Below are 24,343 nucleotides of genomic sequence, written 5' to 3'. Positions count from 1 at the left end.
CCCTCAGACCTGATCGAGCGCCTCGTTCAATGCGTGTTCCAGGTCCGCCTTGTAGCGCAGGTACAGATGAGTGGAGCTCTGCCCTTCGCCGAGCAGGCCTGACAGGTCGAGGTCAGTGATGTAGCAGCGATAACGTTCGGTCTCCCGGCGCTGCCCGACGATTTCCCGGGCGACCACGCTGAACAGCTGGTCGCCATGTTCCAACTCGGAAAACTCCCGTTGATTGCAATACAGCGTGACCTGCACCTGGCCCGGTGCGGCTTTGCCGACGATCGCCTGCACGTCGTAGAGCGGCTTGTTCACCGGTGTCTGCGGTACCGGTCGGGCTTCGATGCGGCGCGCCCGGCCAGGGCCTGACGGCAGCAACTGGCAATACAGGGTGTCGAGGTTCAAGGGGTGGGCGGCATCCATTGGCAGCAGGGTATCGCGACGGTGCTGGATCGATTGCAGGAAACGCTGCAGCGGCACCAGCAGGCTTTGCTCGTCGTGCCAGGGCAGGTGTTGCTGCCACAGGGCATTGAGCTCATCGAGCACGTACAGATCGGCCTGATTTTCGTTGACCCGATAGAACACTTGTATGCAGTCCGGCTGGCCCGTCGGCAGGAACAGCGCGAGGTCGTGGTCTTCCAGTGCCTTCGGATCCAGGTGCAACGGGCTGTAGCTGGCCATTTCCTCGCCCAGGTAATCGACCAGCGCCGGTAGAGTGGCCAGCGCGACGTGCTGGACCTGGCCCGGCACCAACTCCAGCACGTGGTAGTGCTGCTGGACCTGGATCAGGTAGCGATGATTGAGCCGGCTCAACAGCAGGTTCTGCGCGGTATCGAGGATTTCTTCCACTCGTTGGGCAATGAACTGCGCGCGGTTATGGCAGAAGCAACGTACCCGCAGCTTCGGCTGATGTGGCCCGGCCGGCAGGTTGTTGAGGTAATCGCGGATGCACTCGAGCAGGGCGTGGGGGCCGTCGTATCGACCGACCAGCACTTCATTCCAGCTGTTGAGCGTGACCTGGTCCAGGGTCAGCACCAGGTTTTCCCGGACACCAGCGTAGCTCAGGGAATCGGTGCGCTCGGTGGTCATCAGGATGTTCAGGTCGCGATGGTGCTTGAGTGGATCGATGCCGACATTCACCAGAATCAGCACTTCACTCGGCACACTGGCGCGCAGCAGCGGTTCTTCGGCGACGGTGGGCAAGGGCAGGGCGATGGTCTGTTGCAGGCTGCCGAGCAAGTTGAACAGTTCGAATTCGCTCAAGTCGCTGGTACCGGGGTGCAGGGCCAGGCGGGTACTGCTGTCGATCACTCCGTTACGGTGACACCAGGTCAGCAGTTCCAGCAAGTGGCGGCTGCGTTTGATCGGCGCGAAATGTTCCCACTCCAGCGCCGTCAGGTTGCCGTTGTACAGGCGCCACTGGCTTTGCCCCGGTTCTTTCCTGTTCGGTGCGTGCACCAGCGTCAGGGTGTCTTCAGCCAGGTCCGGGGCGATACCGGGGTTGATGAGCTCGACTTTGCCGGCCTTGCGCTCGAACGCGGCGTACAGGCGACGGCCGAGGACACTCAGGTCGCGTTTGTTGATGCGGCTGACCGTTTGTTCGTGACGGGCAAACTGAGTGAGGAAGCGGTAGCTGTAGTTCAGCTCATTGACCAGCGTCCGCCGCTCGGAGCTGACCTGGCGGACTTTCCACTGACTGCGGCTATCGAGCAGGGCCAGTTGGCGCTGGTCCCAGTGCCATTCGCGGGCCAGGCGCTCAAGCAAAGAGCGTTGCCAGCTCTGGGTGCGGCTGCTACCGGTCAGTTTGCGATTGACCTTCAGGTACAGCGCGCGACGCACCAGTTCCAGTCGTTCCGGTTCGTTGCGGGCGACCAGGTATTCCTCTATGCGCCGGTACACCACGACATACGGGTCCAGCTCGTCGAGGTCGAGCCGGTTGGCGAATACCGCTTGTTTGAAGCGCAGGCTCAGGCAATGAACCCTGGGGTGCTCACTGGCATAAACCTCGGTCAGTAACAGCTTGAGGACTGATTTGTAGGGCGACTCGATGCCCTTGAACAACTGCCAGAGCCCGGCGCCGATGAATTCACCGGGCGGGATGAAGGCCAGGTTGCCGAGGTCGAGAGTTTCATCGGCGCGGACGAAGCGTTTGGAGATCAAGGCATGGGTGTAGCGGTCGTAGCTCGACTCTTCGTAGACCGGCACCAGCCACCAGATTGGTGTGCGTCCGGCCAGCCAGATCGCGGTGCGGTAAAACTCATCCAGCAACAGGTAGTGCTGGGTGGTGCCGCAATCTTCCGAACTCAGCTGGGTATCGCGCTCGCCCCGGACGAAGCGGGTCGGGTCGATCAGGAAAAAGTGCGCTTCCGCGCCTTGGCCGGCGGCCCAGGTTTCAAGCAGCTGGCATTTCTTGCGCAGCTCGGCGAGCTCGGTTTCGGTCAGGTCTGGCCCATGGCAGACCCACACATCCATGTCGCTCTGGTCGGCCTGCGCCAGGGTGCCGAGGCTGCCCATCAGGAACAGTCCGTGAATCGGTCTCGGCGGGTTGCTGCCGTGGCGCGGCTTGTAGGAGAACGAGCGGGTCAGGCGCTGGGCTTCAGCGAGGACATTGGCATCCGGTTCGAAGTTCGACAGCCCGGCCGGCGTACTGCCGGAAACGTAGCCGGGCAACAGCGGATGGTTAACGTGGAAAAACAACGGCAGCAAGGTCAGGACTCCTTGCTGGCGGGTCGACAACCCTTCCATGGCGCGAGCCATGCGTCCTTCGTTGAGTTTCAGAAAACGTGCGCGCAACTGGCTGAGAACCTTGCGGTCGATTCCCTCGTCCAGATCGGGGCGGATTTCATGGTTGCGGGTCATGTCAGCTCAAACCGGCTCGCAGGGCTCGGACGTGGGGCTCTTCGGATGAGGGGCAGTTTAGCGCCTTGAGGCGAGGGCCTTTAAGCGGATTTTTTCTGGCGTCATATTTCTATCGATTGGAGGCAGAAATCAGGGGAATGTGCCCGCGGAAATCCCTGGTTCGGGGTCTCCGTGGGCGATGCGGCAGAATTCAGGCTGTTACTTCGGCATTAAGAATGGTCAGCACGGATTGCACATTTTGTGCGGCGTCACGACCCAGGCTGGTCAGGTAACCGCCATCAGGTTGGTCGGTCAGTTCTTTTTCAAAGAGGCGTTTAGCGGCGGCAATGTGTTTCGGGGCAGCGGTCTGATGAATTTTCAGACCTTCCTGGGAACTGTCCAGGTTGAAGAGTGCGAGGACTTCCAGTTCGGCAACCAACTCAGGGGTAAGCGACATAAGGACTCCAGACTTTCTAGGAATTGGACGACAGCGCCCCTAAGGTGAACCCGCTTGTCCGGCATGTCCAGTGCCTGCGACAGGGTTTTTTTCCTTTGTAGGAGCGAGCTTGCTCGCGAAAAACCCGAGAGCGCCACGGGGTATCTGGTTTTACGCGTCATCGTTGACGACCTTCGCGAGCAATCGAGCGTCGACCGGCTGCTCCTACATGGAAGGCGTGGGTTTACTGCTTTTCCGGCGGCAACTCGGGCAATGCGCGCAGCGCGGCTTCGTACCATTGGGTGTTGAACGCGCGGTCTTCTTCGAGGATCGCGTCGATTTCTACCGCCAGAACGTGAGCCATCAAGTTGAGGATTTCTTCCCGCTCGTAACCCACCAGCGTCAGCTTGTTGAACGTCGCTTTGGCAGCCGGCGGGTTGTCGCTTTCGATCTGGTTTTCGATGGCCTGGATCAGGGTGCTTTCGGCGAACTCTTCTTCGTCGTTGTCGATATCGGTTGGCTCGCTCATGGCAGGCTCCTCAGGGAAAGGCGGCCAGTTTACCCGCATTCAGCAGCGTGATGCTGCTGGCAGGAATCCCGGTAGCGTTCTATAAACAGGCACTGCCCACCCCGCGCGGCCTGGAGGCTATGTGATGTTTAAACTTTATGGATTTTGTGTCAGCAACTACTACAACATGGTCAAACTGGCGTTGCTGGAAAAAGGCCTGCCGTTCGAGGAAGTCATGTTCGTCCCGACCCAGGCCCCGGAGTCATTGGCGATCAGCCCGCGGGGCAAGGTCCCGGTGCTGGGCGTCGAGCAGGGCTACATCAACGAAACCAGTGTGATTCTCGAGTACATCGAACAAGCCCAAAAGGGCAAGCCGCTGCTACCGAATGAGCCGTTCGAGCGTGCGCAGGTGCTGGCGTTGGCCAAGGAAATCGAGCTATACATCGAACTGCCGGCGCGTGCCTGCTTCCCGGAAGCATTTTTTGGCATGACGGTGCCGGAGGCGATTAAGGAAAAGAGCAAGGCTGAGCTGCTACTGGGGTTTGCCTGTCTGGCCAGGCACGGCAAATTCGCCCCTTATGTGGCTGGAGAAAGCTTGAGCATTGCCGATCTGTACTTCCAGTACAGCGTGTCACTGGCGAGTGCGGTCGGGCAGAAGGTGTTCGGGATTGATCTGCTGGCAGAAATGCCGGCGGCCAGGGCGCTGTTGGAGCGTCTGGAGCAGAATCCGCATGTGCAGCGGATCGCAAAGGACAAGGACGTGGCGATGCCTGCCTTTCTGGAGATGATCGCGTCCAAAAAGTAGGCTTTGTAGTGTTTTGAAGTCAGTCATCGCGAGCAGGCTCGCTCCCACATAAGATCGTGTTCATACACCGAACCCTGTGGGGGCGAGCCTGCTCGCGAAGCTTTTAGCGGCTGGCGAGCAACGCCTGACCGCGAGCAACAGCCTTCTTCACCTGCGCCGGCGCAGTACCGCCGATGTGGTTACGGGCATTGACCGAGCCTTCGAGGGTCAGCACGGCGAACACGTCCTGATCGATCTGGTCGCTGAACTTGCGCAACTCCTCCAGGCTCATTTCCGCCAGGTCCTTGCCGCTGTCCACACCGTACTTCACGGCATGACCGACAATTTCGTGGCAGTCACGGAATGGCAGACCGCGACGCACCAGGTAGTCGGCCAGGTCGGTGGCGGTGGAGAACCCGCGCAGCGCCGCTTCGCGCATCACCGCGTGCTTGGGCTTGATCGCCGGCACCATGTCGGCAAAGGCCCGCAGCGAGTCGCGCAGGGTGTCGGCGGCGTCGAACAGCGGTTCCTTGTCTTCCTGGTTGTCCTTGTTATAGGCCAGAGGCTGGCCTTTCATCAGGGTCAGCAGGCCCATCAGCGCGCCGAATACGCGACCGGTCTTGCCACGCACGAGCTCCGGCACGTCCGGGTTTTTCTTTTGCGGCATGATCGAGCTGCCAGTGCAGAAACGGTCGGGCAGATCGATGAACTGGAATTGCGCGCTGGTCCACAGCACCAGCTCTTCGGAGAAGCGCGACAGGTGCATCATCGCGATGCTGGCGGCCGAGCAGAATTCGATGGCGAAATCGCGATCGGAGACGTTATCCAGCGAATTGCCGCCAACCGCGTCGAAACCCAGCAGTTGGGCAGTGTACTCACGATCGATCGGGTAGGTGGTGCCGGCCAGTGCGGCGCTACCCAGCGGCATGCGGTTGGTGCGCTTGCGGCAGTCGACCAGGCGTTCGTAGTCGCGGCTGAGCATCTCGAACCAGGCCAGCATGTGGTGCCCGAACGTCACTGGCTGTGCAGTCTGCAGGTGGGTGAACCCCGGCATGATGCTGGTGGCTTCGCGCTCGGCCTGCTCCAGCAGGCCTTTTTGCAGGCGGGTGATTTCGGCCAGGATCAGGTCGATCTCGTCACGCAGCCACAGACGGATGTCGGTGGCGACCTGATCGTTACGGCTGCGGCCGGTGTGCAGTTTTTTACCGGTCACGCCGATGCGGTCGGTCAGCCGCGCCTCGATGTTCATGTGGACGTCTTCGAGGTCGATGCGCCAGTCGAACTGGCCGGCCTCGATTTCACCCTGGATGGTGTTCAGGCCATCGATGATGCTGTCGCGCTCGGCATCGGTCAGCACGCCGACCTTGGCCAGCATGGTGGCGTGGGCAATCGAGCCCATGATGTCGTGGCGATACAGGCGCTGGTCGAAGGTGACGGAGGCGGTGAAGCGGGCGACGAAGGCGTCGACGGGTTCACTGAAGCGGCCGCCCCAGGACTGATTGGTCTTGTCAGTGCTCATGAATTCGCTCGTATCGGCTTGAAGTAAGAAGGCGTGGAACGCTGGCGCGGATAATAACAGGGTTGCCAATCCTGTCGCTGACACTGGTCGACAGGTTTTTTGGGGGGGGAGAGTCCAGGCTTGGACAAGCCCCGCACATTTTTGCGGAACGATATTTTCCAATTGAGCTGTATCGTCCCGGCAACCGTCTACAGTTGGACAGTAGGATCAGCGCACTTTTCGTTGCAGCCGCTGATTATAAAAGGAGAGGGGTGTTCAGATTGCGTAACAGCAAACCCTGTGGCGATGTGTCGCCAATGCGGGCCTGGGCCGCCAATCGCCCGGCAGATGAAAATTTAGCCGTCGGACCAACGGCACTTTTTGACGCTCGCGCTAGTCTTAGCGTGGATCGCGGTGACGGACGTCACTTCACCTGTCTACGCTATCCTTGTGCGAGACTCACGCAGGAATCCAGCGCAATATGAATGTCCTGATCGTTGATGACGAACCCCTGGCCCGCGAGCGCCTGAGCCGAATGGTTGGCGAACTCGAGGGATACAGTGTCATGGAGCCTAGTGCCACGAATGGCGAAGAGGCGTTGGCACTGATCGACAGCCACAAACCGGATATCGTGCTGCTTGATATCCGCATGCCCGGTCTCGATGGCCTGCAAGTGGCTGCGCGGTTGTGCGAACGTGAAACCCCTCCCGCCGTAGTGTTCTGCGCCGGGCCCGATGAATTTACCGTGGAAGCCTTACAGGCCAGCGCCGTAGGCTATCTGGTGAAACCTGTGAGAACTGAACAACTACATGACGCATTAAAGAGAGCTGAGCGCCCCAATCGTTCCCAGCTCGCCGCCCTGACCCGTCCTGCTGCCGAAAGCGGTAACGGCCCGCGTAGCCATATCAGCGCCCGGACCCGTAAAGGGATTGAGCTGATTCCGCTGGATCAGGTGGTGTACTTCATTGCCGACCACAAATACGTGACCTTGCGCCACGAAGGCGGAGAAGTGCTGCTCGATGAGCCGCTCAAGGCCCTCGAGGACGAATTCGGTGACCGCTTCGTGCGAATTCATCGCAATGCACTGGTCGCCCGCGAGCGTATCGAGCGACTGCAGCGCACCCCCTTGGGACATTTTCAGCTGTTTCTCAAAGGTCTCAACGGTGATGCGCTGATCGTCAGCCGGCGCCATGTGGCTGGCGTGCGCAAAATGATGCAACAGCTTTAAACAGCTGTTCGCAGGCGAATTTCACACCCGATTGCCGGACATCCGGGGCCAGGGAGGCCGAGTAGTATCTGATACAAGTCAAAGTGAGTTTGGCTGAGATGTTATTATCCGCCGTATCTATTCAGTACGGATTGATCCATGTCCTCTCGTCAGATCCGCATCGCCACCCGCAAAAGCGCTCTCGCCCTGTGGCAGGCCGAATACGTCAAAGCCCGTCTTGAAGTGGCGCATCCCGGCCTGCTGGTCACCCTCGTCCCCATGGTCAGTCGTGGTGACAAGCTGCTTGACTCACCGCTGTCGAAAATCGGTGGCAAGGGCCTGTTCGTCAAGGAGCTCGAAACCGCGCTGCTGGACAATGAAGCCGACATCGCCGTGCACTCCATGAAGGATGTGCCGATGGACTTCCCCGAAGGCCTTGGTCTGTTCTGCATCTGCGAGCGGGAAGACCCGCGCGATGCGTTCGTTTCCAACACCTATGCCAGCCTGGATGAGTTGCCCCAGGGCAGCATCGTCGGCACCTCCAGCCTGCGCCGCCAGGCGCAATTGCTGACCCGTCGCCCGGACCTGGAAATCCGTTTCCTGCGCGGCAACGTCAATACGCGTCTGGCCAAGCTCGATGCCGGCGAATACGACGCCATCATCCTCGCCGCTGCCGGCCTGATACGCCTGGGATTTGAAGATCGCATTACCTCGGCCATCAGCGTCGACGACAGCCTTCCAGCCGGTGGCCAGGGCGCGGTGGGTATCGAATGCCGCAGCGCCGACCGTGAAATCCATGCTCTGCTGGCGCCCCTGCATCACCAGGACACCGCCACCCGCGTGACCGCCGAACGTTCTCTCAACAAGCACCTCAATGGCGGCTGCCAGGTGCCGATTGCCTGCTACGCCGTGCTGGAAGGTGAGCAGCTGTGGTTGCGCGGGCTGGTGGGCGATCCAAAGGGTGGTCTGCTGCTCAGCGCAGAGGCCCGCGCTCCTCGCGGCGATGCCGAAGCGTTGGGGGTGCGGGTGGCCGAAGACCTTCTCAGCCAGGGTGCCGACGCCATACTCAAAGCGGTCTATGGCGAGGCTGGTCACGAGTGATCGGCTGGCGCTTGCTGCTGACGCGTCCCGCCGATGAGTCGGCGGCGCTGAGCAGTCTTTTGGCTGAGCAGGGGATATTCAGTAACAGTCTGCCGCTTTTGGACATCATGCCGATTGCGGTCACTGACACAATGCGCCAGGTGATTCTGACGCTGGATCAGTTCTGCGCGGTCATTGTGGTCAGCAAGCCGGCCGCCCGGATCGGCGTCGATCTGCTCGAGCGGTATTGGCCAACGCCGCCCGGTGTGAAGTGGTTCAGCGTCGGCGCGGCGACTGCGCAGATCCTCGAGGATCACGGATTGGACGTGAGCTTTCCGGCAGAAGGCGATGACAGTGAAGCCTTGCTCGAATTATCCCGACTACGCGAGGCTATCGCACATCCCGATGCGCGAGTGTTGATCCTGCGCGGGGAGGGCGGGCGCGAGTTGCTGGCGGAGCGTTTGCGTGAGCTTGGTGCTAGTGTCGAGTATCTGGAACTGTACCGCCGGGCATTGCCGATTTACCCGCCGACAGCGCTGCCGGAACGGATCCAGGCGGAACGCCTGAACGGGCTGGTGGTCAGCAGTGGACAAGGTTTTGAGCACCTGCATCAATTGGCCGGCGACGCCTGGCCGCAGTTGGCGCAGTTGCCGTTGTTTGTACCGAGCCCCAGGGTTGCCGAGCTGGCGCGTGCCGCCGGGGCCAAAACAGTTGTGGATTGTCGCGGCGCGAGTGCCGCGGCCTTGCTGACGGCGTTACGGGAGCATCCCGTACCCGTTTTCTAATGCAAAGGATGGATACGTGAGCGAAACAGCCTTGCCTAAAGATGACTCGCGACCGGTGCTTGATGCACCTGTTGATGCCCCTGTTGATGAAATGCTGCCGCCACCACCTGCCGCCGGGCAACGTCGAGGCAATGGTCTGGCAATCATTGCGCTGCTGTTGGGTGCGGCTGGTGTCGCGGTGGGCGGTTGGGGTGTCTGGCAGGTGCGTCACCTGCAAGCCAATAATCAGCAGCAACTGAGCCAGATGCAGGCGCTGAATGACCAGGCGCAAAACCTCAAGCTCAATGAGGAGCGCCTGAGCGCACGCCTGGCGCAATTGCCTCCCGCCGATGAGCTGGAGGCACGCAGCCGTCTGGTGATTCAGCTGCAAGGTGATCAGCAGCGGTTGAACCAACGGCTGGAAACCGTTCTCGGTGCCAGCCGCAAGGACTGGCGTCTGGCCGAGGCCGAGCACCTGCTGCGTCTGGCCAGCCTGCGGCTGTCTGCCTTGCAGGACATCAGCAGTGCCCAGGCGCTGGTCCAGGGTGCCGACGAGATACTGCGCGAGCAAAACGACCCGGGCTCCTTTGCCGCTCGCGAGCAGGTGGCCAAGACCCTGATTGCCTTGCGCAGCACCGAACAACCGGATCGCACCGGGCTGTTCCTGCGTTTGGGCGCGCTGCGTGATCAAGTGGCCAGCCTCACCGAGTTGGCACCAGAGTACAAGGATCGTGGCGATTCGTTGCTGGGCCTGACTGCCGATGGCGACGGCGCCAGTCGCTGGGCGCAATGGTGGGATCAGATTTCGCGCTACATCCGTATCGATTTCAATGCCGACAAAAATGTTCGTCCATTGCTGGCCGGCCAGAGCCTGAGTCAGGTACGCCTGGCCCTGAGCCTGGCGCTGGAGCAAGCGCAGTGGGCCGCACTCAATGGCCAGGCGGCGGTTTACTCCCAAGTGCTGGACGAAGCGCAGGATATCCTCAGGGGCAACTTCAACCCGGACAACGCACAAAGCAAAGTGATGCTTGAGCAGGTGGCCGAGTTGAGCAAGCAACCTGTCACCGTAGTCACGCCAGACATGACCGGAACCCTGAGCGCGGTGCAGGGGTATCTGGAACGGCGCAATGTCAACGCCGAGGACTCGGTCAAGCCAATGTCCAGGCCTGCCGCGAACGCTGCGCCGGAGGCTACGCCATGAGACGCCTCTATGTGATCGTGTTCCTCGTGATCGCCGCTGCCGCTGCGCTCGGGCTGGCGATTGCCGAACACTCCGGCTATGTGCTGATTGCCTACAAGACCTTCCGTTATGAGTCGAGCCTGTGGGCTACCTTGGCGCTGGTGGCTGTGCTCTGGCTGGTGATCTGGGGCATCAAGTCGCTGGTCGAACTGGTGATGGCTTCCAGTGGCGTGGTCAATCCGTGGTCGCGGCGTAACCGCAGTCGTCGGGTGCAGGTGGCGATCGAACACGGTCAGTTGGACCTGGCCGAGGGCCGCTGGGCCAGCGCGCAACGGCACTTGCATCGGGCCGCCGAAGCCGAGCGCCAGCCGCTGCTTTACTACCTCGGTGCGGCCCGTGCCGCGAACGAACTCGGCAATTACGAAGAAAGCGACAACTTGCTGGAGCGCGCCCTGGAGCGTCAGCCTCAGGCCGAGTTGGCAATCGCCTTGAGCCACGCTCAGTTGCAGACCGATCGCGGTGATACCGAAGGTGCCCTCGCCACCCTGCAAGCCATGCGTGAACGCCATCCTCATAACGCACAGACCCTGCGGCAGTTGCAGCGCTTGCTTGAGCAGCGTGGTGACTGGTCGGCAGTGATTCGCCTGCTGCCGGAGCTGCGCAAAGACAAAATCCTGCCGGCGGCCGAGCTCGCCAAGCTGGAGCATCGGGCCTGGGGGGCGAACCTGTCTCTGGCAGCGCAACGGGAAGAAGACGGAACGGCGGGGCAGCAATCGCTGGAACGTGCCTGGCAACAACTGACCTCGGCACAGCGTCAGGAGCCGCAACTGGTGCTTGCTTATGCCGAGCAACTGCGGCAATTGGGGGCTCAGGTTGAGGCCGAAGAAGTGTTGCGTACTGCTCTCAAACGCAGCTACGACAGTCATCTGGCACGACTCTACGGACTGGTTCGCGGCAATGATCCGGCCCGCCAGTTGCAGGCCGCCGAAGGCTGGCTCAAGGACCATCCTGCCGATCCGGGCCTGCTGCTGACACTGGGTCGTCTATGCCTGCAAAACAGTTTGTGGGGCAAGGCCCGGGACTATCTGGAAAGCAGCCTGCGTGTACAACGCAATCCGGAAGCCTGTGCGGAGCTGGCACGCTTGCTGGCGCAAATGGGCGATACCGAACGCAGCAACCAGCTGTTTCAGGAAGGCCTGGGGTTATTGGATGAACGCTTGCTCGCGGCCCCTCTGCCAGTGCCAGTCCGCGCCTGACCCGTTCGCTGGCGCCAGGTTCCGGCGTCTGAGCGATGACCTGCGGCGAAGGAGCGATCGCCCTCGCCGCAGTACGATGATGAGTTGAAATTCAGTTGCTGCATCTCGTCGAAGGCAAAGTCCTACAGAGGACTACATTTTATCCCCTCACTTGCGTCGGGATTTCCCTACACCTGTGCTGAAGTCTCTGTGGGCACTTGCCTTGTAAGGCCGTCGCGCTTTCCTCTACCGTAATGGCCTGTCACTACTTTTACGGAAAAGCCATGTCTTTGGCCTGCTCACGCTCCTTGTTTTTCATGGCTTTCATTGCGGGCGCCCTGGCGATGGGCGTTTCCTACTACCTGGAATATTCAGTCGGCCTGCGACCTTGTGGATTGTGTCTGTTGCAACGGTTTTGCATGGCGCTCTTTGCCGGTGTCTGCCTGTTGGCTTCGGTCCATGGACCCGGTCGCATCGGAAGCGTTCTGTATTGGCTGCTCAGTCTTTGTTGCAGCCTCGCCGGCACTGTCACGGCGTGGCGACAGGTCCTGCTGCAAAGCCTTCCGACGGAACAGGCAGCGACGTGCTCGACCCATCTGGCGGACCTGTTGGCCAGTTCTCCGTGGCTATCCGTCGTACAACAAATGTTCAAGGGCGCTGCCGATTGTGTGGAAATTTCCTGGACGCTGTTCGATCTGAGTCTCACCGAGTGGAGCCTGCTGTTCTTCGTCGCGATGATGATTCTGGCCGTTTACCAGTCGTTACGACTGGTCTGGACCCGCTATCAGCGACCACTCAGCGGCGAGTCGTTGCACCGGGCCTTTGCGGGCGATTAAACACTTGTATGAACTTTATCGCCTGCGTACCTTGAAGCCAGTGTCGTGCGGGCATAATCTGGCCCGCACGTGTCATTGGAATTATGTTGCTCGATGACGCTCTGCCTGAAATCGCCCCCGACGTAACAAGAGGGCGACGGGCGTTGAGCAGCTGACCCACAAGGGAAGAGAGATCACCATGCTCGAAAGTTGTCAGAATGCTCAGGAACGCTGGGGTGGAGTGCACCTGCTGATCGATCGCTGGTTGCAGGAGCGGCACGAACTGATCGGGGCCTATGACGCTCTCGGCGCAAAGCCTGAGGCGCTGGGTGAGAACCGCAAGCCCTTGCAGGATTTCTGCGGCGTGCTGGTCGATTATGTATCAGCCGGGCATTTCGAGATCTACGAACAACTGACGGGGGAGGCCAAGGCCTTCAACGACAAGCGTGGACTGGAGCTCGCCGAGACCATCTACCCGCGCATCGATGTCATCACTGAAAAGCTGCTTGCGTTCAATGACCTTTGCGACGAAGGCAAATGTGTCGCCGAGAAGTTCAAGGAACTGGGTGGCCTGTTGCATGAACGCTTCGAACTGGAAGACTGCCTGATCGAAGTGCTGCACACAGCCCACAAGGAAGTCGATTCGGTTCAGGCCTGAAGCACTTCCTGCAAGACCCCTGAAACGGCGTGCCAAGGCACGCCGTTTTTCATTTGCGCTGTCAGTTGGTTGCGCCACGCAATTCAACCTCGAACACCAATGGCGTGAACGGTGCGATCACGTCGCCGGCACCGTCGGCGCCATAGGCTTGGGCCGATGGAATCACCAGTCGCCATTTCGCCCCAACCGGCATGTTTTGCAATGCGCTGCGCCATCCGGCGATCACGCTGTCGAGACTGAACCATTGTGGCTGGCTGTTCTGATCGAACACCGTGCCGTCGGGCAAGCGACCGATGTACAGCACCTGCACTTTGCCGTTCGGTCCGGCCTTGGCACCAATGCCTGGCGTCAATTCCTTCAGCAGCACGCCATCAGCCAGTTCGCGCACGCCGGGCTTGGCCTTTTCTGTGGCGAGAAAACGCTGTTCCTTTTCCAGCGCCATTTCGCTTTGCGGCTCGGCTGACTGCATGGCGATCCGGGCTTCATGCTCGGTCAATATCTGCTGGATCTGCTCGTCCTTCAGCGCTAGCGGTTTGCCCTGATAGGCCTGCTGCAATCCTTCGACCAGTGCCTGGAGTTGCAGGTCGGGAACTTCCTGGCGCAAGCGTTCGCCAAGGCTCGCACCCAGGCTGTAAGCGAGATCGTGGGCTTCATTTTCCTGTGTTGTTGTGGCGGCTTGGGCCACCGAAAAAAACACGCACAGCGATAAAAAAAGGTAGCGCGACATCGGCACTCTCCGACCTGAATTGCGGGCGATTATGCCAGTGAGAATGCGCGCAACGGTGAACTGCTTTTGCGTCGAGGCAGAAGTTTTTCGATCCATTGCAACGCGGGGCTTTCGATAGTGTCAACATGCCCTAGCGGCGGTTGCAGCAGAGGTCTAGTATGAGCCGCACTCACTTCAGCCAGGAGGTAAACCATGTCGGCCACCAAGAAGCCAGTAAACACTCCATTGCACCTGCTCCAACAACTATCGAGCAGCCTGCTCGAGCATCTGGAAACCGCTTGTTCCGAAGCCTTGGCTGATGCTGAAAAACTGCTCGCCAAGCTGGAAAAGCAGCGCGGAAAAGCGCAAGAAAAACTGCACAAATCCCGCACCAAATTGCAGGACGCTGCGGCAGCCGGAAAAGCCAAGGCACAAGCCAAGGCCAAGGGCGCAGTGGCCGATCTCGAGGAGCTGCTCGATGCCCTCAAAAATCGTCAATCGGAAACCCGCAGCTACATTCTGCAACTCAAGCGCGATGCTCAGGAAAGCCTGAAACTGGCCCAGGGCGTCGGTCGTGTACAAGAGGCTGTCGGCAAGGCGTTGTCCCTGCGTGCAGCCAAACCTGCCGCGGCACCTGCGAAGAAAGCCGCTGCCAAACCGGCTGCTGCAAAAGCACCGGCCAAGCCTGCTGCCGCAAAACCGGCAGCTGCCAAACCAGTAGCGAAAACTGCCGCTGCCAAACCTGCCGCAAAACCTGCTGCGAGAAAACCGGCTGCTGCCAGCGCCGCAAAACCTGCAGCTAAAACCACGGCTGCCAAACCAGCCACTGCACGACCTGCCGCTGCAAAAGCCGCTGCTGCCAAACCAGCTGTGGCTAGAACCGCCGCCGCTAAACCAGCGGCAAAACCAGCGGCAAAACCGGCCGCTAAACCCGCTGCCCGTACCGCTGCTGCGAAACCTGCTGCCAAGCCGGCTGCAAAACCTGTCGCTGCAAAACCAGCAGCCAAGCCAGCAGCAAAACCTGCGGTAAAAGCGGCTGCTAAACCAGCCGCAAAACCAGCTACCGCGAAACCGGCTGCAGCGAAACCAGCCGCTGCCAAACCGGCTGCTGCAAAACCAGCGGCCAAACCTGCGGTGAAAAAACCAGTTGCCGCCAAGCCAGCCACAGCACCGGTTGCCAAGCCAGTCGCTCCGGCTGCGCCAGCAGCACCTGCTTCGGCAGCCACTACCTCGACAGCCGCGCCAGCGCCAACGCCTGCCGCAACTTCGAGCGCTGTAACCACCCCAACCAGCGCTTCCTAAGTGCCGGTTACCGCGACGCGCAGCTGATGCAGCGCGTCGCGGTGCAGGTGGGCGGCCTCCGCCGCCGCACCTTCCAGCCAGGCCGATAGATCGGTCTCGGCATTTTGCGGCCAACCCTGCGCCGCTCTCTCCAGCCGCAACAACAGATGCCGTTCGGCTTCCAGCTCCAGTGCCTTCACTTGTTCACGCAGGGTATGCAAACCGGCGTCTTCCGAGGCTGCGGTTTTCCATTGCGTACGCAAGGCCCGTAACGGCCGCACGACATCGGTGTCCCAGGCGACAGCCACGCTGCGTAGTTGCTGCAAGCGCTGCTCATCGCAGGCCACACCTCGTTGTCCCAGCCACGCACAGCACAGCAACAGGCACACATTGACTCCCGCCGACTGCAATTGCAGGCATGCCTGCTCAACGCCCGGGCGGGCGTAAATGGTCAGGGAAAAGCTCCACAGGTCAGAGGACATAGTGCTACTCGCGCCAGTTGCGAGCGAAGCTGGTAGACTCCGCCGCCATTATGATTCGACTTCAGAACCTGACTTTACAGCGTGGCCCGCAACGTCTGCTAGAAGACGCCGAGCTGACGCTGCACGCCGGCCAGAAAGCCGGCCTCATCGGTGCCAACGGCGCCGGCAAATCGAGCCTGTTCGCCTTGCTTCGGGGTGAGCTGCACCCGGACTCGGGTGATTGCTTCCTGCCGGCCGACTGGCGTATCGCCCACATGCGCCAGGAGGTCGACACCCTCGAACGCCTGGCGGTCGACTACGTGCTCGATGGCGACCTGCGCCTGCGCCAGGTGCAACGCGACCTGGCGGCAGCCGAAGCGGCCCATGACGGTGCCGCACAGGCCCGCCTGCACTCCGAACTCGACAGCGCCGACGGTTACACCGCCGATGCCCGGGCGCGCAAGTTGCTGGCCGGGCTTGGGTTCACCAACGAGCAGATGGATCGTCAGGTCGGGGATTTCTCCGGTGGCTGGCGGATGCGCCTGAACCTGGCGCAGGCCTTGATGTGCCCATCGGACCTGCTGCTGCTCGACGAACCGACCAACCACCTGGACCTCGACGCCATCATCTGGCTTGAGGAATGGCTCAAGAGCTATCCCGGCACCCTGATGCTGATCTCCCACGACCGGGACTTCCTCGATGCCGTGGTCGATCACGTGGCCCACGTCGATCAGCGCAAGATCACCCTGTACCGCGGTGGCTACAGCGCCTTCGAGCGCGCCCGTGCCGAACGCCTGGCCCAGCAACAGCAGGCCTACGAGAAGCAGCAGGTGCAACGTGCGCACATGGAAAGCTACATCGCCCGCTTCAAGGCCCAGGCCACCAAGGCCCGTCAGGCCCAGAGCCGGATCAAGGCGCTGGAGCGGATGGAAGAGTTGACCGCGGCCCATGTCGATTCGCCGTTCGATTTTGTCTTCCGTGAATCGCAGAAAATCTCCAGCCCTCTGATCGACCTGTCCGATGCCCGTCTGGGTTACGGCGACAAAACCGTGCTGGAGAAGGTCAAGCTGCAACTGACCCCGGGTGCGCGGATCGGTTTGCTCGGCCCTAACGGCGCGGGTAAATCGACCCTGATCAAGAACCTTGCCGGTGAGCTCTCGCCATTGGCCGGTCGCTTGACCCGTGGCGAGAACACCGTGGTCGGTTACTTCGCCCAGCATCAGCTCGACTCGCTGGACTCCAAGGCCAGCCCGTTGCTGCACTTGCAGCGCCTGGCACCGACCGAGCGCGAGCAGACCTTGCGCGACTTCCTCGGCGGCTTCGACTTCCGCGGTGCACGAATCGACGAGCCGGTGTTGAATTTCTCTGGTGGCGAGAAGGCGCGCCTGGCTTTGGCATTGATTGCCTGGGACCGGCCGAACCTGCTGCTGCTCGACGAACCGACCAACCACCTGGACCTGGAAATGCGTCTGGCGCTGACCATGGCCCTGCAGGAATTCAGTGGTGCGGTACTGGTGGTCTCCCACGACCGGCATTTGCTCAAAAGCACCACCGACAATTTCTATCTGGTGGCAGACGGCAAGGTCGAAGAGTTCGACGGCGACCTGGAGGACTACACCCGTTGGCTGGTGGAGTATCGCCAGCGCAATGCCCCGGTCAGTAACACGCCGGTCAACCCGGACAAGACTGACAAGAAAGCCCAGCGTCAGGCTGCTGCTGCGTTGCGTCAGCAACTGGCGCCGCACAAGCGTGAAGCTGACAAGCTTGAAACCGAGCTGGGCAAGCTCCACGAAAAGCTGGCGAAAATCGATGCCAGCCTCGGCGACAGTGACATCTACGAACCGGCACGCAAGAACGATTTGCGTGATCTGCTGGCCGAACAGGCCAAGTTGAAGGTGCGTGAGGCGCAACTGGAAGAAGCGTGGATGGAAGCTCTGGAATTGCTGGAAAGCATGCAGGCGGAGCTGGAGGCGCTGTCCTGATGGACGCCTTCAAGCTGCCGTTGCCGGCGGTGTGGGCCGAGCCGATCTGGCTTGGCGTGCAAATCCTGCTGATCCTGCTCGCCGGTTACTTCGCCCAGCGCTTTGTTGCCAAATGCCTGACTCGTCTCGGTGAGCGCTACCCGTTTCCGCCGCAGTTGCTGATGCCGCTGCGCGGGGGGCTGCGCTGGCTGATCATGGGCAGTGCGTTGATTTTCGTGCTGGAGCGCCTCGGTGTATCGGCCACGGTGCTCTGGACTGCGCTATCTGGTTTCGTTGCGGTCGCGGCGGTGGCGTTTTTCGCCATGTGGAGCGTGCTGTCGAACCTGCTGTGCGCGATCCTGATCTTTACCGTCGGCCCGTTCCGCATCGGTGACGTGGTCGAACTGGTGGACACTACCGACAAGCCCGGCGTCAAAGGTCGGGTGGTGGCGATCAATCTCCTCTACACCACGCTGGTCGAGGCCGAAGAACTCGGCACTGGCAGCGCTATGGTGCAAGTGCCCAACAGTTTGTTTTTCCAGCGTTCGGTGCGACGCTGGCGTGGCACGGATGTGTTTCCTTCCAGCGGGTTTGAGAAGTAAGTTTTCTGTTGTCTGACAGATTGCCATCGCGAGCAAGCTCGCTCCCACAGTCGATCTTCAGCGAACACAAATCTTGTGGGCAGCAGAGACCTCCCTGTGGGAGCGAGCTTGCTCGCGATGGGGGCCTCAAGTTAGTCGTTGCCATGTCCTGTAAAAAATCGGTAGTCATCCAATCAAAGCCGCATTAGCTTAGACATCTGTCACGAGTCTGAGTCGAGGTGTGAAATGGAGCTTCAAACATGGCTGGCGTTTTTTGCCGCCTGCTGGGTGATCAGCCTGTCCCCCGGTGCCGGCGCCATTGCGTCGATGTCCAGCGGTCTGCAATACGGATTCTGGCGCGGCTACTGGAATGCCCTGGGCCTGCAATTGGGCCTTGCAGTGCAGATCGCCATTGTCGGCGCCGGTGTGGGCGCGATTCTGACGGCGTCGGCCACAGCCTTCCATGCGATCAAATGGTTCGGCGTAGCGTATCTGGTTTACCTCGCGATCAAGCAATGGCGTGCGCTGCCCAGCGATATGAGCGATGACGCGGCTGTGCGTCAGATCGGCAAACCGATGGCCCTGGTGTTCCGTGGTTTCCTGGTGAACATCAGTAACCCCAAGGCGCTGGTGTTCATGCTGGCGGTGTTGCCGCAGTTCATCGACCCCCATGCTCCACTGTTGATTCAGTATCTGGTGATCGGCGTGACCATGATCTGCGTCGACTTGATCGTCATGGCTGGCTACACCGGTCTGGCGTCCAGGGTGCTGCGTCTGCTGCGCACACCGAAACAGCAAAAACGCATGAATCGGACCTTTGCCGGACTGTTCATCGGTGCGGCAGCATTCATGGCGACGTTGCGAAAAGCCGCGGTCTAATCCGACAGAAACCCAGGAAGGCGACCCATGAGGTCGCCTTTTTCATTGGGGTATCAGTACCTTGGAGAACCCGCGATTTCGCAGGAAGCCCCAACAAAGCTTGAGCGAAACCTGTTGGGCGTTAACAATATGTAACTTCGTTTTTCAAATTGAGATTCATTCATGATTGCCCCCTCCCGTTTGCTGGCCTGGTTGCTGCTGCCGTTGTTCGCGGCGTGCAGCGTTCAACTGCTGGCCGCCCCCGCCGAAGGTGCGCCGCAGGCGCTGCACTTGCTCGATTACATCGGCGCGGATTACCCGGACACGGTGCAGACGGGCAGCATCACGGACCAGGCCGGATTTCGCGCGCAGCAAGAGTCGGTCAAGACGCTGGGAAGTCTGATGGCGGCCATGCCGGCCAAACCGGAAAAAGCCGCGCTGGAGCAAAGCCTGACCGCGCTGGGAAATTCCATCGGCGCCCGTCAGGACGGTGCCGAGGTCACTCGCCAGGCCCGGCAACTCGGTGCAAAGCTGGCCGTGGCCTATGAAGTCAGCCAGGCCCCGGTCATTACGCCGGACCCGGTGCGCGGCGCGCCTCTGTACGCCCAGCATTGCTCGGTCTGCCATGGCGATGCAGGGGCCGGCGACGGCCCGGCAGGTGTCGGCATGACGCCACCGCCATCCAATCTGCGTGACACCACGCGACTGGATCGACTGAGCCTCTACGCGCTCTACAGCACCTTGGGCCTGGGCGTCGAAGGGACTGACATGCCGGCCTTTGCCGATCAACTGGATGATCGTCAGCGTTGGGACCTGGCCACCTATATCGCCAGTTTCAGTGTCGACCCGGCGACGGCCAAGGCTGAAAAGACCTACAACATTGCCGACCTCGCTCGTCAGACCCCGGCCGAATTGCTGGCCGCCGAAGGCCCGCAAGTCGCCGCGACCTTCCGTGCCCAGCGGGCACAACCGCCGCAGGTCAAGCGTGGCCCGGCACAACTGCTCGACTACACCGCGGCCACGCTGGACAAGAGCATCGCGGCGTATCGTGCCGGTGAGCATGAACAGGCCTATGACTTGTCGGTAGCGGCGTATCTGGAAGGTTTCGAGCTGGTTGAGAGCTCGCTGGATAACATTGACGCCAACGTGCGCAAAGACACTGAAAAATCCCTGATGGCCTACCGTCAGTCGTTGCAGGACGGCCTGCCGGTGAGTGAGGTCGAGCAGCGCCTGGACGTGGCCAAGGACAAGTTGAAGGTATCGGCCGGCCTGTTGGGCAACGAGGGTTTGAGCTGGTCGCTGAGTTACATTTCCGGCCTGCTGATTCTGCTGCGCGAAGGTCTGGAAGCGATTCTGGTGCTGGCGGCGATCCTGGCTTTCCTGCGCAATACGGGTCAACAGGCGGCGGTGCGCAGCGTCAATGCCGGTTGGGGGTTGGCGTTTGTGGCGGGGCTGGGCACTTGGGCGCTGGCAGCCTATGTGATCGATGTCAGCGGTTCGCAGCGCGAATTGCTGGAAGGCGCGACGGCCTTGTTTGCCAGTGTCATGGTGTTGTGGCTGGGCGTGTGGATGCATGACCGTCGTCACGCGGCGGCCTGGCAGGATTACATCAAGACCAGCCTGGTGGGTGGCGGTGGGCGTTTCGGCTTTGCGACCCTGGCGTTTTTCTCGGTGTATCGCGAACTGTTCGAAGTGATTCTATTCTACGAAACCCTGTGGCTGCAGGCAGGTCCGGCGGGGCATAACGCGGTGCTGGCCGGTGGGGCCACGGCGCTGGTGCTGCTGGTTGGCCTGGCCTGGGTGATTTTGCGCGGTTCGGCGAAGCTGCCGCTGGCGCTGTTCTTCAGCCTCAACGCCGGTCTTTTGTGCGCCTTGTCGGTGGTGTTTGCCGGACATGGCGTGAAAGCGCTGCAAGAAGCCGGGATCTTCGGCACTCGACCGGTGCCGTTCTTTGACTTTGAATGGTTGGGGATCCATGCCGATGCGTATTCGCTGAGTGCCCAGGCTGTGGCGATCATTGCGATTGTCGTGTTGTATGGCCGTAGCCGGGTGGTTGAGAAGCAGCGGGTGCAGGTTTCTTAAAGAGCATTCGCTTCGCTCACTTTCGCGGGCAAGCCACGCTCCCACAGGTTTAGCGTTAACCTGTGGGAGCGGCGGTGCGGCGATCCGACTTGCCCGTGATGCTTTTCAACAGAGGAAAATTCAATGCGAGTGTGGATCGATGCCGATGCCTGTCCGCGGGCAGCCAAGGATCTGGTGGTGAAGTTCGCCCTCAAACGCCAGTTCGAAGTGGTGCTGGTGGCCGGACAGCCGCAGACCAAACCGGGGCTGGCACTGGTCAAGTTGATCGTGGTGCCGAGCGGTCCGGATGCGGCGGACGATTATCTGGTGGAACACGCGGTGCCCGGTGAGCTGGTGATTTGCAGCGATGTGCCGCTGGCCGATCGTCTGGTGAAGAAGGGCGTGGCGGCGCTCGACCCACGGGGCAAGGAGTTTGATGCGCAGAACATGGGAGAGCGGCTGGCGGTGCGCAACCTGTTCACCGATTTGCGCGAACAGGGGCAAATGGGTGGGGGACCAGCGCCGTTCGGCGACCGTGAGAAGCAGGCGTTTGCCAATGCGCTGGACCGGATTCTCACCCGGCTGGCCCGCAATTCTTAAGGCCAGTGGCGATCCCTGTGGGAGCGAGCTTGCTCGCGATAGCGGACTTACAGGCAACATCTATGTTGAATGTGCTGGCCCCATCGCGAGCAAGCTCGCTCCCACAGTTTTGAATAGTGTCAGGCGTCGTTTTCGTGGGTCAGTTCGAGCACGCGATCCACGAGTTTGTTGATCCCCGACGCCGCTTCACTGATCGATTGCGCCAGCATGTAAGCCGGTGTGCTCACCAGTTTGCGTGCCTTGTCCTCGACGATGTCACTGACCGCGCAATCGGCATGGGTGGCGCCCATCTTGTTCATCGCGGCAGCGGTGTCGCTGTCATTGCCGATGGTGCAGGTGACGCCGGGGCCGTAGATCTTTGCCGCCAGGGCAGGGGAGATGCACATCAACCCCACCGGCTTGCCGGCCTCGGCAAAGGCTTCGGTCAGCGCCAGGACATCCGGTTGAACAGTGCAGCCAGCCCCTTCGATGGCGAAGTTGGAGAGGTTCTTGGCCGAGCCGAAGCCGCCGGGCACGATCAGCGCATCGAACTCATCGACGTTCGCGTCACGGATATCCCTGATGTTGCCCCGGGCTATCCGTGCCGATTCCACCAGCACATTGCGCGATTCGGGCATTTCTTCGCCGGTAAGGTGATTGATCACATGCAACTGCGCGATGTTCGGTGCGAAACACTGCACCTGGGCACCGCGCTGGTCCAGACGCAGCAGGGTGATGACGCTCTCGTGGAGCTCGGCGCCGTCGTACACGCCACAACCGGAAAGGATCACTGCAACTTTTTTGCTCATGGGCTTTTCTCCAGATTCATGGCGTTAAATGTCCACTAATTTGTCACTCGTTGCCATAGGGTTAATTCACGGCTACACATAGCATCTGTCCTCAAGATTCCGGTCAGGGCGCGTCATGGACTTCATTCTGTATGCGGTGCCGTTTTTCTTTGTGCTGATCGCCGTCGAACTGCTGGCCGACCGTTGGCGCGGGGTCAGCAATTATCGGGTGGCGGACGCGATCAACAGCATCAGCACCGGCGTGCTGTCGACCACCACGGGGCTGCTGACCAAAGGCGTGGGGCTGGTGACCTACGCGTTCGCCCTCAAGTACCTGGCGCTGTTCGAACTGTCGGTCGACAGTGTGTGGACCTGGGTGTTCGCTTTTGTCTTCTATGACTTCTGCTATTACTGGCTGCACCGCATGGGCCACGAGCGCAACATCCTCTGGGCCGCCCATTCGGTGCATCACCAGAGTGAGGACTACAACCTGTCCACGGCGTTGCGCCAGACCAGTACCGGATTCCTGCTGAGCTGGATCTTCTATCTGCCGATGGCCGTGTTCGGCGTGCCGCTGCTGATGTTCGTCAGCGTCGCGGCGCTGAACCTGCTCTACCAGTTCTGGGTGCACACCCGGCACATTCCCAAGCTTGGCTGGTTCGAATGGTTCTTTGTCACGCCGTCCAATCATCGGGCTCACCATGCACAGAACGCTCTCTACATGGATCGCAACTACGGCGGCGTGTTCATTATTTGGGACCGTCTGTTCGGCTCGTTCCAGGAAGAAGACGACAACGAGCCGGTGATCTTCGGTGTGACCACGCCGCTGGCGAGCTGGAATCCTGTGTGGGCAAACGTGCAGTTCTACGCGCAGTTGTGGGCAGATGCGCGGCGTGCCGAGAGCACTTGGGACAAGCTGCGGATCTGGTTCATGCGCACCGGTTGGCGCCCGGCGGACGTGGCGGCCAAATACCCGATGAACAAGCCGGACCTGTCCCTGTTCCGCAAATTCGAGGTGCCGCTGGACGGGCGCCAGCAGCTCTACGTCTTGTTGCAGTTCTGCGCCTACATCGCGCTGGGCAGCTACTTGATGAATCTTGAGCCGAAACTGCCGGTCACTGCCCTGGTGTTGGGCTGGGGAGCGGTGGCGTTCGGTCTGTTTGTGCTGGGCGTGGCCCTGGAGAATCGCCCGTGGGCGTTGAAGCTTGAGTGGGTGCGGCTGGCGTCGAATCTGCCATTGGCATGGCTGGCCCCGATGGTGGGGTTGTGGCCGGCCAGCGCGGTGGGCTGGATCGGCCTGCTCAGTTACAGCCTGTTGAGCGGCATCGGTCTCTACTGTTGCAGAAACCGCATTACTCGATTGGCGTCGTAGGGCCTTCGATTTTTGTTCGTTCGGCCTTCATGGCTTGCTCGTCGGCGTAGACCTGCCTGGCCAGGCGGGCATTCTTGAAGCGCCGGCGTAGCCATAGCACGAAGCCCAGGACCAGCAGGGCGCCGAGTACCCAGAGTTCGTATTTCTTCACACTGCCGAGCATGCCTTCGAGCACGGCGCCGAAATGGTACGCGGCCGCCGCCAATGCGGCGGCCCAGATCGCCGCGCCAATTCCGTTGAGCAGCAGGTAACGGCCCGGCGGGTAACCCGACAACCCGATGGCCACCGGCATGACCGTGCGCAAACCGTAGACGAAGCGGAAGCTCAGCACCCAGATATCCGGATGCTTGCGAATGTGTTCCAGCGCCCGGTCGCCCATCATTTGCCAGCGCGGTTTGCGCGCCAGCAACTTGCGACCGTGCTTGCGTCCCAGGAAGTACCACAGTTGGTCGCCGGCATAGCTGCCGAAGAAGGCCACGACCACCACCAGGTTGATATCCATGTATCCACGGAACGCGAGGAAACCCGCGAGTACCAGAATGGTTTCGCCTTCGAAGAACGTCCCTAGAAAAAGGGCAAAATAGCCGAAGTCATGCAGAAATTGTTGGAGCATTGTCTGGGTGCTGGCGAAATGAACGCGCAGCCTAACCCTTCGGACACATTCAGGAAAGTGTCCAAATGTGTCTCGACGTGAACATTTCCTA

23 protein-coding genes and 1 pseudogene are annotated in these 24,343 nt (G+C 60.7%); 16 read left to right on the top strand and 8 right to left on the bottom strand.

The features are described 5' to 3' along the window. Positions 1–3: 3 nt before the first annotated feature. The 3 genes from ACM6IK_RS19260 to ACM6IK_RS19250 all read right to left on the bottom strand — a co-directional run bounded on the left by ACM6IK_RS19260 (position 4) and on the right by ACM6IK_RS19250 (position 3,791). Entirely contained in the window at positions 4–2,847 is a 2,844-nt protein-coding gene (locus tag ACM6IK_RS19260; protein ID WP_414875608.1) for a class I adenylate cyclase, read from the bottom strand. A 190-nt stretch (positions 2,848–3,037) separates the two neighbouring features. Further along, positions 3,038–3,283, bottom strand: coding sequence for a TIGR02647 family protein (locus ACM6IK_RS19255; RefSeq protein ID WP_007980796.1), 246 nt, complete (start codon positions 3,281–3,283; stop codon positions 3,038–3,040). Positions 3,284–3,506: 223 nt separating this feature from the next. Beyond that, on the bottom strand, positions 3,507–3,791 hold the full coding sequence (locus tag ACM6IK_RS19250) for a hypothetical protein (RefSeq protein ID WP_223456453.1): 285 nt from the start codon (positions 3,789–3,791) through the stop codon (positions 3,507–3,509). A 124-nt stretch (positions 3,792–3,915) separates the two neighbouring features. Here ACM6IK_RS19250 and ACM6IK_RS19245 point away from each other — a divergent pair, with 124 nt between their 5' ends. Next, positions 3,916–4,575 (top strand): glutathione S-transferase, encoded by a 660-nt coding sequence (locus ACM6IK_RS19245; RefSeq protein ID WP_414875607.1) that lies wholly within the window; start codon positions 3,916–3,918, stop codon positions 4,573–4,575. Between the two features lie 103 nt (positions 4,576–4,678). Here ACM6IK_RS19245 and argH read toward each other — a convergent pair whose 3' ends face one another. Beyond that, positions 4,679–6,073 (bottom strand): argininosuccinate lyase, encoded by a 1,395-nt coding sequence (gene argH, locus ACM6IK_RS19240; RefSeq protein WP_414875606.1) that lies wholly within the window; start codon positions 6,071–6,073, stop codon positions 4,679–4,681. 347 nt (positions 6,074–6,420) lie between these two features. Here argH and ACM6IK_RS19235 point away from each other — a divergent pair. The 8 genes and pseudogenes from ACM6IK_RS19235 to rsd form a co-directional block, all read left to right on the top strand. After that, a pseudogene (locus ACM6IK_RS19235) lies at positions 6,421–6,537 on the top strand (sensor histidine kinase); the annotation flags it as partial. Continuing rightward, positions 6,534–7,280: a LytR/AlgR family response regulator transcription factor gene (locus ACM6IK_RS19230; protein ID WP_414875605.1), complete on the top strand. Its 747-nt coding sequence runs from the start codon at positions 6,534–6,536 to the stop codon at positions 7,278–7,280. The pseudogene ACM6IK_RS19235 and the gene ACM6IK_RS19230, both read left to right, overlap by 4 nt. A gap of 138 nt (positions 7,281–7,418) precedes the next feature. Continuing rightward, entirely contained in the window at positions 7,419–8,360 is a 942-nt protein-coding gene (gene hemC, locus ACM6IK_RS19225; RefSeq protein WP_414875604.1) for a hydroxymethylbilane synthase, read from the top strand. Continuing rightward, positions 8,357–9,124, top strand: a complete 768-nt coding sequence (locus tag ACM6IK_RS19220) for a uroporphyrinogen-III synthase (RefSeq protein ID WP_414875603.1) — start codon at positions 8,357–8,359, stop codon at positions 9,122–9,124. The genes hemC and ACM6IK_RS19220 overlap by 4 nt, the downstream gene beginning before the upstream one ends. A gap of 16 nt (positions 9,125–9,140) precedes the next feature. Further along, positions 9,141–10,304, top strand: coding sequence for a uroporphyrinogen-III C-methyltransferase (locus tag ACM6IK_RS19215; protein WP_414875602.1), 1,164 nt, complete (start codon positions 9,141–9,143; stop codon positions 10,302–10,304). Further along, a complete protein-coding gene (locus ACM6IK_RS19210) occupies positions 10,301–11,539 on the top strand; it encodes a heme biosynthesis protein HemY (protein ID WP_414875601.1) in 1,239 nt (412 codons plus the stop codon). The genes ACM6IK_RS19215 and ACM6IK_RS19210 overlap by 4 nt, the downstream gene beginning before the upstream one ends. 263 nt (positions 11,540–11,802) lie before the next feature. After that, positions 11,803–12,354 carry a disulfide bond formation protein B gene (locus ACM6IK_RS19205; protein ID WP_414875600.1) on the top strand — a complete coding sequence of 184 codons (552 nt, stop codon included), beginning with the start codon at positions 11,803–11,805 and terminating at the stop codon, positions 12,352–12,354. Between the two features lie 178 nt (positions 12,355–12,532). After that, a complete protein-coding gene (rsd, locus tag ACM6IK_RS19200) occupies positions 12,533–12,991 on the top strand; it encodes a sigma D regulator (RefSeq protein WP_414875599.1) in 459 nt (152 codons plus the stop codon). A gap of 61 nt (positions 12,992–13,052) precedes the next feature. Here rsd and ACM6IK_RS19195 read toward each other — a convergent pair whose 3' ends face one another. Then, positions 13,053–13,718 (bottom strand): FKBP-type peptidyl-prolyl cis-trans isomerase, encoded by a 666-nt coding sequence (locus ACM6IK_RS19195; protein WP_414875598.1) that lies wholly within the window; start codon positions 13,716–13,718, stop codon positions 13,053–13,055. Between the two features lie 192 nt (positions 13,719–13,910). Between ACM6IK_RS19195 and ACM6IK_RS19190 the strand changes: the two genes are divergently transcribed. Continuing rightward, entirely contained in the window at positions 13,911–14,999 is a 1,089-nt protein-coding gene (locus tag ACM6IK_RS19190; RefSeq protein ID WP_414875597.1) for an AlgP family protein, read from the top strand. Here the strand turns inward: ACM6IK_RS19190 and ACM6IK_RS19185 are convergent. Further along, positions 14,996–15,460, bottom strand: coding sequence for a TIGR02444 family protein (locus ACM6IK_RS19185; RefSeq protein ID WP_414875596.1), 465 nt, complete (start codon positions 15,458–15,460; stop codon positions 14,996–14,998). The genes ACM6IK_RS19190 and ACM6IK_RS19185 overlap by 4 nt on opposite strands. Before the next feature lie 50 nt (positions 15,461–15,510). On the opposite strand from ACM6IK_RS19185, the gene ACM6IK_RS19180 reads away from it, so the two are divergent. The 5 genes from ACM6IK_RS19180 (at position 15,511) to ACM6IK_RS19160 (ending at position 21,500) form a co-directional block, all read left to right on the top strand. Then, complete coding sequence (locus tag ACM6IK_RS19180) at positions 15,511–17,421, top strand: ATP-binding cassette domain-containing protein (RefSeq protein WP_414875595.1); 1,911 nt, start codon at positions 15,511–15,513, stop codon at positions 17,419–17,421. Then, complete coding sequence (locus tag ACM6IK_RS19175) at positions 17,421–18,002, top strand: mechanosensitive ion channel domain-containing protein (protein WP_414875594.1); 582 nt, start codon at positions 17,421–17,423, stop codon at positions 18,000–18,002. Before ACM6IK_RS19180 ends, ACM6IK_RS19175 begins: the two co-directional genes overlap by 1 nt. Positions 18,003–18,227: 225 nt before the next feature. Further along, positions 18,228–18,860, top strand: coding sequence for a homoserine/homoserine lactone efflux protein (rhtB, locus tag ACM6IK_RS19170; protein ID WP_414875593.1), 633 nt, complete (start codon positions 18,228–18,230; stop codon positions 18,858–18,860). Positions 18,861–19,022: 162 nt separating this feature from the next. Beyond that, the gene (locus ACM6IK_RS19165) at positions 19,023–20,921 is read left to right on the top strand and encodes an FTR1 family protein (protein WP_414875592.1); all 1,899 of its coding nucleotides are present in this window, start codon (positions 19,023–19,025) and stop codon (positions 20,919–20,921) included. 123 nt (positions 20,922–21,044) lie between these two features. Beyond that, positions 21,045–21,500 carry a YaiI/YqxD family protein gene (locus tag ACM6IK_RS19160; protein ID WP_008048660.1) on the top strand — a complete coding sequence of 152 codons (456 nt, stop codon included), beginning with the start codon at positions 21,045–21,047 and terminating at the stop codon, positions 21,498–21,500. A gap of 119 nt (positions 21,501–21,619) precedes the next feature. Here the strand turns inward: ACM6IK_RS19160 and elbB are convergent, their stop codons facing one another. Beyond that, positions 21,620–22,288 (bottom strand): isoprenoid biosynthesis glyoxalase ElbB, encoded by a 669-nt coding sequence (elbB, locus tag ACM6IK_RS19155; RefSeq protein ID WP_414875591.1) that lies wholly within the window; start codon positions 22,286–22,288, stop codon positions 21,620–21,622. 115 nt (positions 22,289–22,403) lie between these two features. Here elbB and ACM6IK_RS19150 point away from each other — a divergent pair, with 115 nt between their 5' ends. Continuing rightward, positions 22,404–23,639, top strand: coding sequence for a sterol desaturase family protein (locus tag ACM6IK_RS19150; RefSeq protein WP_414875590.1), 1,236 nt, complete (start codon positions 22,404–22,406; stop codon positions 23,637–23,639). Here ACM6IK_RS19150 and ACM6IK_RS19145 read toward each other — a convergent pair. Continuing rightward, positions 23,620–24,252, bottom strand: a complete 633-nt coding sequence (locus ACM6IK_RS19145) for a DedA family protein (RefSeq protein WP_414875589.1) — start codon at positions 24,250–24,252, stop codon at positions 23,620–23,622. The two genes, ACM6IK_RS19150 and ACM6IK_RS19145, sit on opposite strands and share 20 nt — an antisense overlap. Positions 24,253–24,343: the final 91 nt, after the last annotated feature.

Source organism: Pseudomonas sp. IT-196MI5, from assembly GCF_949767415.1.
GTDB lineage: Bacteria > Pseudomonadota > Gammaproteobacteria > Pseudomonadales > Pseudomonadaceae > Aquipseudomonas.
The sequence above is the reverse complement of the archived record's forward strand: the minus strand, read 5'-3'. Positions and strand labels throughout refer to the sequence as shown.